The 11,520-nt window shown below is 70.8% G+C and carries 11 protein-coding genes; 9 read left to right on the top strand and 2 right to left on the bottom strand.

Going from position 1 to position 11,520, the window contains the following annotated elements; genetic code table 11:
• Nucleotides 1-39: 39 nt before the first annotated feature.
• Nucleotides 40-1,731, bottom strand: coding sequence for an FAD-dependent oxidoreductase (locus tag V5O46_RS30330; protein WP_332887943.1), 1,692 nt, complete (start codon nt 1,729-1,731; stop codon nt 40-42).
• An 84-nt stretch (nt 1,732-1,815) separates the two neighbouring features.
• On the opposite strand from V5O46_RS30330, the gene V5O46_RS30325 reads away from it, so the two are divergent.
• The 5 genes from V5O46_RS30325 (at nt 1,816) to V5O46_RS30305 (ending at nt 6,213) form a co-directional block, all read left to right on the top strand.
• Nucleotides 1,816-3,084, top strand: a complete 1,269-nt coding sequence (locus V5O46_RS30325) for a cytochrome P450 family protein (protein ID WP_332887942.1) — start codon at nt 1,816-1,818, stop codon at nt 3,082-3,084.
• On the top strand, nt 3,081-3,413 hold the full coding sequence (locus tag V5O46_RS30320) for an antibiotic biosynthesis monooxygenase family protein (RefSeq protein WP_332887941.1): 333 nt from the start codon (nt 3,081-3,083) through the stop codon (nt 3,411-3,413). The genes V5O46_RS30325 and V5O46_RS30320 overlap by 4 nt, the downstream gene beginning before the upstream one ends.
• 84 nt (nt 3,414-3,497) lie before the next feature.
• A complete protein-coding gene (locus tag V5O46_RS30315) occupies nt 3,498-4,007 on the top strand; it encodes a MarR family winged helix-turn-helix transcriptional regulator (protein ID WP_332887940.1) in 510 nt (169 codons plus the stop codon).
• 70 nt (nt 4,008-4,077) lie between these two features.
• Nucleotides 4,078-4,416: a DUF3817 domain-containing protein gene (locus V5O46_RS30310; protein ID WP_332887939.1), complete on the top strand. Its 339-nt coding sequence runs from the start codon at nt 4,078-4,080 to the stop codon at nt 4,414-4,416.
• A gap of 96 nt (nt 4,417-4,512) precedes the next feature.
• Nucleotides 4,513-6,213 (top strand): acyl-CoA mutase large subunit family protein, encoded by a 1,701-nt coding sequence (locus V5O46_RS30305; protein ID WP_332887938.1) that lies wholly within the window; start codon nt 4,513-4,515, stop codon nt 6,211-6,213.
• 31 nt (nt 6,214-6,244) lie between these two features.
• Here the strand turns inward: V5O46_RS30305 and V5O46_RS30300 are convergent, their stop codons facing one another.
• Nucleotides 6,245-6,889 carry a TetR/AcrR family transcriptional regulator gene (locus tag V5O46_RS30300; RefSeq protein WP_332887937.1) on the bottom strand — a complete coding sequence of 215 codons (645 nt, stop codon included), beginning with the start codon at nt 6,887-6,889 and terminating at the stop codon, nt 6,245-6,247.
• Between the two features lie 248 nt (nt 6,890-7,137).
• On the opposite strand from V5O46_RS30300, the gene V5O46_RS30295 reads away from it, so the two are divergent.
• From V5O46_RS30295 to V5O46_RS30280, 4 genes are all read left to right on the top strand, one after another.
• The gene (locus tag V5O46_RS30295) at nt 7,138-8,112 is read left to right on the top strand and encodes a tetratricopeptide repeat protein (protein WP_332887936.1); all 975 of its coding nucleotides are present in this window, start codon (nt 7,138-7,140) and stop codon (nt 8,110-8,112) included.
• A gap of 584 nt (nt 8,113-8,696) precedes the next feature.
• Nucleotides 8,697-9,329 carry a DUF6230 family protein gene (locus V5O46_RS30290; protein ID WP_332887935.1) on the top strand — a complete coding sequence of 211 codons (633 nt, stop codon included), beginning with the start codon at nt 8,697-8,699 and terminating at the stop codon, nt 9,327-9,329.
• A gap of 117 nt (nt 9,330-9,446) precedes the next feature.
• Complete coding sequence (locus V5O46_RS30285) at nt 9,447-10,079, top strand: DUF6114 domain-containing protein (RefSeq protein WP_332887934.1); 633 nt, start codon at nt 9,447-9,449, stop codon at nt 10,077-10,079.
• Entirely contained in the window at nt 10,069-11,499 is a 1,431-nt protein-coding gene (locus tag V5O46_RS30280) for a hypothetical protein (RefSeq protein WP_332887933.1), read from the top strand. Before V5O46_RS30285 ends, V5O46_RS30280 begins: the two co-directional genes overlap by 11 nt.
• Nucleotides 11,500-11,520: the final 21 nt, after the last annotated feature.

Raw genomic sequence — 11,520 nt, 5'->3', positions numbered from 1 at the left:
TCGCCGGGGCGGGCCCGGGAGCCTGCCGGGCCAGGGGCTTCAGTCGCGGCAGAGCACGCTCTGCAGCACGTTCGTGAGCACGCGATCCGCGTCCGGCATCGCGGCGTCCGCCCGCCAGGCGACGAAACCGTCCGGACGCACCAGGACGGCACCGTCCTCGGCCGTGCCGTGCAGCTCCGCCCAGTCGGCGTCCCGCTCGGGCGCCAGATCGTGATCGGGCCCCGTGCCCACCAGGTACGCCTGGACCGGGACGCCCAGGTTCTCGGAGGCCTTCTCCACCGCCGTCCGCCACTTCTGCCCGCCGGACCCGGCGAGCAGCACGAAGGAACGCTCGTACAGGTCGAGCGTGGAGATCCTGCCGCGATCCGTCATGACCCACATGTGCGGTGCCCGGCTGCCCGGTTCGCCGCCCAGCTGGAACGAGTCGGGGACGATCGGCTGGTCCGGCGGGGCACCCACGACCGCGTTCGACGCATAGCGGTAGCACAGGGCGACGGTCATCAGGTCCGCCGGATCGTCGTTGCGCCCGGCGCCGGGACTGAACCCCGGATGCTGCTCGTCGGCCGCCTGGACGCAGGCCCGGGTGCCGGTCGCCAGAGCGACGGGCCGCCGTTCCCGCTCGTAGGAGTCGAGCAGCGGCAGACCCGCCCAGCCGCGCAGCACCGCGGCCAGCTTCCAGGCCAGGTTGTGGGCGTCCTGGATCCCCGTGTTGGAGCCGAACGCCCCGGTGGGCGGCATCTCGTGGGCCGAGTCGCCGGCCAGGAAGACCCGGCCCTCGCCGTAGCTGTCCGCGACCCGTTTCGACGCGTGCCACGGTGCTCTGCCGGTGATCTCGACATCGAGGTCCGTGACGCCGACGGCCGCGCGGATGTGCGCGGCCAGCCGCTCGTCGGTGAAGTCCTCCAGCACCTCGCCCCGGTCGGTGTACCAGGGGACGTGGATGACCCAGCGCTCCTCGTTGTCCACCGGCAGCAGCGCCGCCTCACCCTCCGGGGCGGTGGTGTAGCAGACGACGAACCGCTTGTCCCCGACGTGCTGCTTCAGGCCCTTGCTGCGGAACGTGACGCTGACGTTGTGGAAGAGCTCCCCCGGTCCCGACTGGCCGATCCCCAGCCGGCGGCGGACGGGGCTCCGCGGGCCGTCGGCGGCCACCAGGAAGTCGGCGTTCACCGTGTAGGTCTCGCCGGTGTCCCGGTGCACCATCTCGGCCCGCACTCCCTCCCCGTCCTGGGCGAAGGAGACCATCTCCGTGCCGAACCGGACGGCGGCACCCTGCCGGCGCGCCTGGCTCAGCAGGACGGGTTCCAGATCGTTCTGGCTGCACAGGCACCAGTCCGAGGAGCTGACCCGGGAGATGTCGACGCCGCCGGAGATGTCCCCGATGATCCAGCGGCGCTGCTCCCCGGTGAGGGTGTCCACCTGGAGGATGCCGTCGTTCCCGGCGAGAACACTCGCCGCTTCCCGGATCCGGGGCTCCAGACCCGCGGTCCGGTAGATCTCCATGGTGCGCAAATTGTTTCCGCGGCCGCGCGGATGCGTCGATGTCGCGGCATGCCGCTCCACGAGCATGTGCTCGATTCCGAGGCGGCCCAGGAAAACCGAAGTGGAAAGGCCCACCAGGGATCCGCCGACGATGAGAACTGGTACAGATTCCGCTGAGTGTCCGCTCACATCGACGATGTGTACCTCGACACGGCCGCGCCCATCGCATAGTCCGGCGAGCCGACCCATATGGCCCAGCGCTGTTTACGGTGCGGTGCCGCCCGGGAAACCGTGGCACCGACCACGAAATTCACGCCGATCCGGGGACCAGCCATGACGCAAGCGTTCGCATCCGAGGAATCCGAGGCACCGTCGTCCGAGGAGGCCGCGGCCGCGGCCTCGTCCTGCAGCCGGGAGTTCCGGGCCGACCCGCACCCCGTGTACGCCGCGCTGCGCGAGCAGGCGCCGGTGTGCCCGCTGTCCCCGCCGCACGGCGTGGAGACCTACCTCGTCACGCGCTACGACGACGCCCGGGCCGCGCTGGCCGACCCCCGGCTGAGCAAGGACATGTACGGCGCCATGGACGCCTACCACCGCATCTTCGGCGACTCGTCGGTCGCGCTGGACGACAACATGCTGTTCTCGGACCCCCCGAAACACACCAGGCTGCGGAGGATCGTCGGGAGCACCTTCACCCCGAAAAGGGTGGAGTCGCTGCGTCCGCGCGTCCAGGAGATCACGGACGGGCTGCTGGACGCGTGCCGGAAGTCCGAGGCGGTGAACCTGCTCCCGGAATTCTGCTTCCCGCTCCCGCTCCAGGTGATCTGCGAACTTCTGGGCGTCCCGGAGAACGAACGCAAACAGGCCCAGGAATGGTCCGCGACCGTCGCGCAGACCGGATTCGGCCCGGAGGCGCGAAAGAAGCTGGAGGTGGCCGAGGGCAATCTGCGCGACTATCTGGTGGACCTGTGCGCACGCAAGCGGAGGGAGCCGGACGGCGGGCTGCTCAGCGCTCTGGTCACGGCCAAGGACCAGGAGGGCGCGCTCACCGACCACGAACTCGTCTCGACGGCATGGGTGATCCTGTTCGCCGGCCACAAGACGACGGCCTACCAGATCGGCAACGCGGTCTACCACCTGCTCAGCCGGCCGGACCAGAAGGAGCTGGCGCTGCGGGACGCGAAGGCGCTCGCGGCGGCCATCGAGGAGATCTTCCGGTTCGAGACGTCCGTGGAGAACGCCACCTTCCGCTACGCCAAGGAAGACATCGTGATCCGGGACACGCTCATCCCCAAGGGCGCGCTCGTGCAGATCTCGCTCGCCGGCGCCAACCGCGACCCCCGGATGTTCGCCCGGCCCGACGAGATGGACGTGCGGCGCCCGAACGTGCAGGCGACCCACCTCACCTTCGGCTACGGCCCGCACTACTGTGTCGGCGCGCCGCTGGCCCGGCTGGAGCTGCAGACCGCCCTCACCACGCTCTTCCAGCGGTACCCGGGCATGGCCCTGGCCGGGGCCCCCGGGGACGCACGGTGGCTGACCGTGCCGTTCCCGGCGTTCCGCGGACTGGCGGAGCTCCCGGTCGTCCTCGATCCGTCGTGACCTCGGACGACGTCACCTCCGACGAGGGGCGCGTGCGTGTCGTCCGCCTGCTGCGGGTGCGGGCGGGGAGAGAAGCCGCGTTCCTGCGGCACTACCACGACGTACGCGCCCGCGCCGAGCGCTTTCCCGGCCATCTCGGCGAGCAGCTGTGCCGGTCCCTCGACGATCCGGCGCAGTGGCTGCTCACCAGCGAGTGGGAGAGCCTCGCCGCCATCAAGGGCTGGCGCACCGACCCGGAGCACGCGGCCCTGGTCCGGACGATGAACGACTGCCTGCACGGAGACCGGTCGACCACGGTCTACCGGGTCATGGTGACGGTCCCCGGATAGCGTCCGGAGCCCGGAGCCCGGCGGGGAGACCGAAAGGCGAGACGGGGCTGACCGACATATGACCGGCCGGTAGGGTCTGTTGACGTGCCGAAGCCCCTCAGTCTCACCTTCGATCCCATCGCCCGTGCCGACGAACTCTGGAAGCAGCGCTGGGGCAGTGTGCCCTCCATGGCGGCGATCACGTCGATCATGCGGGCCCACCAGATCCTGCTGGCCGAGGTCGACGCGGTGGTCAAGCCGTACGGGCTGACCTTCGCCCGCTACGAGGCGCTGGTGCTGCTCACCTTCTCCAAGTCCGGCGAACTGCCGATGTCCAAGATCGGCGAGCGGCTGATGGTGCATCCCACGTCCGTGACCAACACGGTCGACCGCCTGGTGAGATCGGGCCTCGTGGACAAGCGGCCCAACCCCAACGACGGCCGGGGCACGCTGGCCTCCGTCACCGACAAGGGCCGCGAGGTGGTCGACGCCGCCACCCGGGACCTGATGGCGATGGACTTCGGCCTGGGGGCGTACGACGACGAGGAGTGCGGCGAGATCTTCGCCATGCTGCGCACTCTGCGAGTGGCCGCGGGCGACTTCGCCGAGGACTGAGCGCAGAGCCGGGCCGCGCCGGTGCCGGGGCGCCGGAAGATCGCGGGAAACGGGTGGCTACGCTCGATCCATGAAACGAAGCGTGCTGACCCGCTACCGCGCCATGGCCTACATCACCGGCGTGCTGCTGATCCTGCTGACCCTGGGCATGATCGGCAAGTACGTGCTGGACATCGGCGGTGCGGACGACTTCACCCGCGTCGTCAGCATCGCGCACGGCTGGCTGTACGTCGTCTACCTCGTCTTCGCCTTCGACCTGGGCGCCAAGGCGAAGTGGCCGGTGGCCAAGCAGCTGTGGGTGCTGATCGCCGGGACCATCCCGACGGCCGCCTTCTTCGTGGAGCGCAAGGTCAGCAAGGAGCTGGAGGCCCGGATCGCCGAGGGGTCCCCGGCACCCGCCAAGGCCTGACCGCGGCCCGCCGCGGCCGGCCCCGACAGCCGCACGGACACTCGTTCGGCTGTATGCCATCGACATTTACTTGGACGTCCTAGTAAATTCGGAGGTATGGACGCTGACGCCATAGACGAGGGCCGCCGCCGCTGGCAGGCCCGGTACGACGCCGCACGCAAGCGTGAGGCGGATTTCAGCACGCTCTCCGGCGACCCCGTGGAGCCCGTCTACGGGCCCCGGCCCGGGGACACGTACGAGGGCTTCGAGCGGATCGGCTGGCCGGGTGAGTACCCCTTCACCCGCGGTCTGTATCCGACCGGCTACCGAGGGCGCACGTGGACGATCCGGCAGTTCGCCGGGTTCGGCAACGCCGAGCAGACCAACGAGCGCTACAAGATGATCCTCCGCAACGGCGGCGGCGGGTTGTCGGTCGCCTTCGACATGCCGACACTGATGGGCCGCGACTCCGACGACCCGCGCTCGCTCGGCGAGGTCGGGCACTGCGGGGTGGCCATCGACTCGGCCGCCGACATGGAGGTCCTGTTCCGGGACATCCCGCTCGGCGACGTCACCACGTCGATGACGATCAGCGGGCCGGCGGTGCCGGTGTTCTGCATGTACCTGGTCGCCGCGGAGCGGCAGGGCGTCGACCACTCGGTGCTCAACGGCACGCTGCAGACCGACATCTTCAAGGAGTACATCGCCCAGAAGGAGTGGCTCTTCCAGCCCGAGCCGCACCTGCGCCTGATCGGCGATCTCATGGAGTACTGCGCGGCCGGCATCCCCGCCTACAAGCCGCTGTCGGTCTCCGGCTACCACATCCGCGAGGCGGGCGCGACGGCCGCGCAGGAGCTGGCGTACACCCTGGCGGACGGCTTCGGCTACGTGGAGTTGGGACTGAGCCGCGGCCTCGACGTGGACGTGTTCGCCCCCGGCCTGTCCTTCTTCTTCGACGCGCACGTCGACTTCTTCGAGGAGATCGCCAAGTTCCGCGCCGCCCGCCGCATCTGGGCGCGCTGGATGCGGGACGTGTACGGGGCGCGGAGCGAGAAGGCGCAGTGGCTGCGCTTCCACACCCAGACCGCCGGTGTCTCGCTGACCGCCCAGCAGCCGTACAACAACGTGGTGCGTACGGCCGTGGAGGCCCTCGCCGCGGTGCTGGGCGGGACCAACTCCCTGCACACCAACGCCCTGGACGAGACGCTCGCCCTGCCCAGCGAGCAGGCCGCCGAGATCGCCCTGCGCACCCAGCAGGTGCTGATGGAGGAGACCGGCGTCGCCAACGTCGCCGACCCGCTGGGCGGCTCCTGGTTCGTCGAGCAGCTCACCGACCGGATCGAGGCCGACGCGGAGAAGATCTTCGAGCAGATCAGGGAGCGGGGCCTGCGGGCCCACCCCGACGGACAGCACCCCATCGGGCCGATCACCTCCGGCATCCTGCGCGGCATCGAGGACGGCTGGTTCACCGGGGAGATCGCCGAGTCGGCCTTCCGCTACCAGCAGTCGCTGGAGAAGGGCGACAAGAGGGTCGTCGGCGTCAACGCCCACACCGGCTCGGTCACCGGCGACCTGGAGATCCTGCGGGTCAGCCATGAGGTGGAGCGTGAGCAGGTGCGGGTGGTGAGCGAGCGCAAGGCCGCCCGCGACGACGCCGCGGTCCGCTCCGCCCTCACCGGCATGGTCGAGGCGGCCCGCTCCGGCGCCAACATGATCGAACCGATGCTGCGCGCGGTCCGCGCCGAGGCCACCCTCGGCGAGATCTGCGACGCACTCCGCGACGAGTGGGGGGTGTACGTGGAGCCCGCGGGCTTCTGAGCCGGCCGCAGAGGGGCGGTCCCGCCGCCCCTCACCCCCCGGCGGGCCCGGCCGCTCCCGCCAGGCCCTGCAGCAGCACCTGGGTGAAGCCGCTCGCCCAGTCCTCGTCCGCCGACCGTCCGCTCACCAGTGTGCGGTGCACCACGGCGCCGGCCACCACGTCGAAGATGAGGTCGATCGTGCGGGCGGTCTCCGCGGCGTCGGACTCCTGGGGGAGCTCCCCGCGTGCCTGGGCCCGCGCCCGGCCCTCCAGGACCAGGCGCTTCTGGCGGTCCACGATGGAGTCGCGGATGCGTTCGCGCAGGGCGTCGTCCCGGGTGGACTCCGCCACCACCGCCATCAGGCCGCTCTTGGCCTCCGGGCGGGCCAGGATCGCGGCGAACTGCAGCACCACGCCCTCGATGTCGGCGGCCAGGCTGCCGCGGTCGGGCAGCTCCAGCTCGTCGAAGAGCTCCGCCACCGCATCGACCACCAGCTCGTTCTTGCCCGCCCAGCGGCGGTAGAGGGTCGTCTTCGCCACCCCCGCCCGGGTCGCCACGTCCCCCAGGGTGAGCTTCGACCAGCCCAGCTCCACCAGCGCCGCCCGCGTCGCCGCCAGGATCGCGGCGTCCGCCGCGGCGCTGCGCGGGCGTCCCGGGCGCCCGGAGCGGCAACTGAACGGGGTGCGGCTCTGCATGCCCCGACCATAACCGGCGGTGCCCGCACCCGCGGTTCCGGTGGTGCCGTGAGGGAGATCACCGGGGGGTGGTGTCGCGGCGGGCCCGGTTGGCATTACGCTACGACTCGTAGCGAAAGCGCGGGCATGGGCGTTGCCCGGCGACGACCACTGGCGTGGGGTGGGGACCCGGCGCCGAACGGCACACATCAGGGCGGGCTTTCCGTCCTGTTTTCACAGACGCGCGCCTGACGGGGGAGGATAGACGCATGCAGCCACGGAACATGTCCATGAGCGGAGTCGTCGACCTCGCCGCGGTGAAGGCGGCCCAGGAGGCCAAGGCGAAGGCGGAGCAGGCGCGCGCCGAGTCGGCCCGGCAGGGCGGGGGCGGCGCCGTCTCCCCGGCCGATCTCGTGATCGACGTCGACGAGGCAGGTTTTGAGAGCGACGTTCTGCAGCGCTCCACCGAGGTCCCGGTCGTCATCGACTTCTGGGCCGAGTGGTGCGAGCCCTGCAAGCAGCTGAGCCCGGTGCTGGAGCGGCTCGCCGTCGAGTACAACGGGCGTTTCGTCCTCGCCAAGATCGATGTCGACGCCAACCAGATGCTGATGCAGCAGTTCGGGATCCAGGGCATCCCGGCCGTCTTCGCGGTGGTGGCCGGCCAGGCCCTGCCGCTCTTCCAGGGCGCCGCCGGCGAGGCGCAGATCCGGCAGACCCTGGACCAGCTCGTGCAGGTCGCCGAGGAGCGCTTCGGCCTCACCGGCCTGACCGTCGACCCCGATGCCGAGCCCGGCGGTGCCCCGCAGGCCCCCGAGCGTCCGGCCGGGCCGCACGACGCGGCGCTGGAGGCCGCCGTGCAGGCGCTGGACGCCGGTGACCTCGGCGGCGCGGTGCAGGCCTACAAGAACGTGCTGAGCGACGACCCGGGCAACACCGAGGCCAAACTGGGCCTCTCGCAGGCCGAGTTGCTCCAGCGGGTGCAGAACCTCGACCCGCAGCAGGTGCGCAAGGAGGCCGCCGACCGGCCGGCCGACGTCCAGGCGCAGATCGCCGCCGCCGACCTCGATCTGGTGGGCGGGCATGTGGACGACGCCTTCGGGCGGCTCATCGACACGGTGCAGCGCACCGCGGGCGACGAGCGCAACGCCGTACGGGTGCGGTTGCTGGAGCTGTTCGAGGTCGTCGGCGGCGATGATCCGCGGGTGATCGCGGCGCGCCGGGCGCTGGCGCGTGCCCTGTTCTGATTGGTGCCAGTGAGCACAGAGCGGCCGTGCTTTACCAAATCTTGGTAATCACGGCCGCTGTTACTGCGAGTAAATCGCGCCCGATGGTCTGTCGGTTTCTGTCCAGCGATCAATAGTTTTGTCCGGCCCCTGAGCGGCACCCTGCGTGCCCGTCCCGGACCTGTCCGTCGAGCCCTGCTCACCGGGCCGTTACTGCCGAGTAACGAACCCCCTTGTGCGGGCGGCGAGAATGCACCACGATCGGCGACGCTCGGTCCGTTCCCGTACCCCGACAGCCAATCGGGTCGCGGGAGTTCCTGGGTCCCCACCGAGCAGGGTCGGCGGCAGTGGCGCCGGCCCTTGGGCAGGGGGGTCTTCGCCCGATCGGCGAAGCCTGTCCAGCAAGGTTGTGCGTGATGCGTGTCAGGCGCGACCAGTGGTTGTCGCTCGGGGGTGATCGCCGGTGATTCGGGCGCGTTGTGCGCGCCGCCGAGAGCAGGCGCTCTCCTTCCCGAGGACGTAGCACTTCTCCCATCCCTGCCCGGCAAGCCGCCTGTCGGAGGCATTGCCGAGGCCAGGAGATGTACGTCCGAGAAGGAGGAAATATGGAGTCCCAGGTGCGTGGCGGGACCAGATGGAAGCGGTTCGCCGTGGTCATGGTGCCCAGCGTGGCCGCCACGGCGGCGATAGGCGTGGCCCTCGGTCAGGGCGCTCTCGCCGCGTCGTTCAGCGTGTCGGGGCAGTCGTTCAAGGTCACGACCGAGCGGCTCGACGGCAAGGGCTTCGTCCAGTACGGCGCGATCGACGAGGGCTACACGCTCGACGGCAAGAAGACGGCTCACCCCGTCGCCGTCTCGGCGTTCAAGTCCGCGACGATCAAGAACCTGTGCCAGTCCGTGGTCACCCCGGACATCCCGCTCATCGGCACCGTCAGCCTCATGCTGAAGGCGGGCGGGGGCGACACGCCGGTCGAGGCCAAGAACCTGTACATCGACGTCGCCGAGCTGAACGCCGACGCCACGTTCAACAACATCGACATCGGTGTTGCCGCGAAGGACGCCGCCAAGGGTCCGGGCATCCAGAAGGGCGACACCGCGAACCCGTACGGATTCGCGCAGCAGGCCGACTCGGTCGTCCTGACCGACGTGAAGCAGACGGCGTGGGCGACCACTGCCGGAACCTTCAAGCTCAGCGGCCTGAAGATGTCGCTGGCCAAGGGTGTCAAGGAGTGCTACTAGGCACTCGCTGACGGGCGGGGGAGCCGGTGGCGCCCCCGCCCGTCACCTCTCCGGGCCCGCCTTCACGGGCGGCCCACATCACCACCACAGCAACGCCGTACCAGGGAGCTGTTTTCCATGAGCGCCGAGACTCCTGTCGCCGCCGGCCAGTTCACCCTCCGGAGGCAGCAGTTCCGCGCCTGGCGGGGCGACCGCCCGTTCTGGGCCGGTCTGTTCGTCATGCTCGGCGGACTCCCCATTGCCTACTTCCCGTACGCGAACCTGCGGCTCGGCCATCTGACGTTGGCGATGGCCACCACCGCGGGCGCCGGGTCCCTGATCATCGGCGTACTGCTGGTCGTCCTGGGCGTCAGCCTCTGGTTCCAGAAGCACGTCCGGGTGTTCGCGGGCGTCGCGGCGATCCTGCTGGGACTGGTGTCCATCCCCGTGTCCAACCTCGGCGGTTTCCTCATCGGCTTCCTTCTTGCGCTGGTCGGCGGGGCGATGGCCGTCTCCTGGGCGCCGGGCGCCGAGCCGAGCGCGGAACCGGCGGTGGGCGGCGCCGCGGGAACGGGCGGTGCCCCCGAGAGCGCGCCCGCGGGTCCCGCGGACACCGCGGTCCTCGGCACCGCCGCCGGGGGCACCGCAGCCCCGGACACCAGGGCCGCCGGCCCGGAGCTCCCCGAGCCGCGGGACGAGGCCGGCGAGTCCACCGATCTGTCAGGAACGAGCCCGGCCAACGGGGCGAACGGGAGGCACAGTGCCGGCTGACGAGGTGACCCACGGGGCTGACGTGGAGTCGTCCCGTGCGAGAACCGGGCCGCGCCACGCGGCACCCAAGAAGCCGCTGTTCACCAGGTTCCACATGCCGGCCGGGAAGGCGATAGCCCTGGCGGCGATGCCGACGGCGGTTCTCATGGGGATGGGATTCACGCCGACGCTCGCCGTCGCCGACGGCAACGACTCGACCACGCCGTCGTCGAACAGCCTGACGGCCGACGAGTACAAGGACTGCGTGGCGGCTCTTGAGGACGAGGAGAGCGCAGCGGACGAGGACGGCGCGACCGCGTCGCCCACGCCGTCGCCCTCCGCCGGCGAGAGCGAGGCGGACGAGGAAGGCGAGGACGGCGAGGACGGCGACGCCGGTCCGGCCCCTTCGCCCTCCGCCGGGGACTCGGCCGGGGACTCGGCGGGGAAGGAGACCGACGGGGACCAGGGCGCGGACGGCCGCCAGGGCGCCGGCGACGGATCGTCCTCTTCGTCGGATTCAGGTTCCGACGACGAGGACGAGCCCGCGCCGCCCGACGGGCCGACCGGGGGCACCGCGCCCGCGTCGCCGTCGCCGTCCCCGTCCGAGACCGACCGCAACGTGCTGGAGAAGATCGGCGACGCGATCGAGGATGTCTTCACCGGCGGCGGCAAGGAGGAGGAGGAGGGCGCGAGCCCCGCCCCGTCGCCGTCGGCGTCCGAGAGCGCCGCCGGCGACGCTTCCGGCACCGTGGAGGACACGGCCGGTACGGCGGCCGATGCGGCCGGGGACCCGGCCCGGGACACCGCCGAGAGGGCCGGAGAGGCCGTCGAGGACGCGGCGGAGGAGTCGGGCCGGGCCGTCGAGGAAGCTCGGGAGGCAGAGGAGGCCGAGGAGGCGGCCGAGGACGCCACCGCCCCGGCCACCGCGACCCCCAGCCCGTCCGAGAGCGCCGGCACCGACCCGGAGGACTGCCCGGTCGCCACCGACGCCGAGGGCGGGATCGACAACGCCGTCCCGCTGCCGGACGACCCGTGGTACCTGAACGCCAGCTCGCTGCTGCTGAAGGGTGCTTCGTACAAGGGCGTGGTCGAGGTGAAGACCGCCAACGGTTCCGTCAAGAAGGTGCTGAAGTACGTCATATCGGACGGTACCGACATCGGGGACCTGCACCAGACGGTGCAGGACGACCAGTCCGGCAAGACCTACCATGTGCAGGCGGCCGAGGGCTCGACGTCCACGATCCGCGGCGGCGACACCGTGATGTACACGGAGAGCATCTCGGGCAATCTGCTCGGGCTGATCCCGATCACGTTCGACCCCGAGCACCCGCCACCGCTGGACATCCCGCTCATCTACTTCACGAAGGTGAAGGTCGTGCAGGCCGGCCAGTTCGGCGGCAACCTGCACGTACCCGGGCTGCAGCAGTACATCACCGACTGAGCCCGAGTCGCCCCGAGAACC

Origin of the sequence: Streptomyces poriticola (assembly GCF_036689765.1) — a bacterium.
Taxonomy (GTDB): domain Bacteria; phylum Actinomycetota; class Actinomycetes; order Streptomycetales; family Streptomycetaceae; genus Streptomyces; species Streptomyces poriticola.
Note: the sequence above shows the minus strand (reverse complement) of the source record. Positions and strands in the feature narration are given on the sequence as shown.

Excerpts from the sequence above, each read along its gene's own strand:
- V5O46_RS30295 (WP_332887936.1), top strand. The coding sequence starts at position 7,138 with ATGCAGCCACGGAACATGTCCATGAGCGGAGTCGTCGACCTCGCCGCG.
- V5O46_RS30305 (WP_332887938.1), top strand. The coding sequence starts at position 4,513 with ATGGACGCTGACGCCATAGACGAGGGCCGCCGCCGCTGGCAGGCCCGG.
- V5O46_RS30300 (WP_332887937.1), bottom strand. The coding sequence starts at position 6,889 with ATGCAGAGCCGCACCCCGTTCAGTTGCCGCTCCGGGCGCCCGGGACGC.
- V5O46_RS30290 (WP_332887935.1), top strand. The coding sequence starts at position 8,697 with ATGGAGTCCCAGGTGCGTGGCGGGACCAGATGGAAGCGGTTCGCCGTG.
- V5O46_RS30330 (WP_332887943.1), bottom strand. The coding sequence starts at position 1,731 with ATGGGTCGGCTCGCCGGACTATGCGATGGGCGCGGCCGTGTCGAGGTA.
- V5O46_RS30310 (WP_332887939.1), top strand. The coding sequence starts at position 4,078 with ATGAAACGAAGCGTGCTGACCCGCTACCGCGCCATGGCCTACATCACC.
- V5O46_RS30325 (WP_332887942.1), top strand. The coding sequence starts at position 1,816 with ATGACGCAAGCGTTCGCATCCGAGGAATCCGAGGCACCGTCGTCCGAG.
- V5O46_RS30285 (WP_332887934.1), top strand. The coding sequence starts at position 9,447 with ATGAGCGCCGAGACTCCTGTCGCCGCCGGCCAGTTCACCCTCCGGAGG.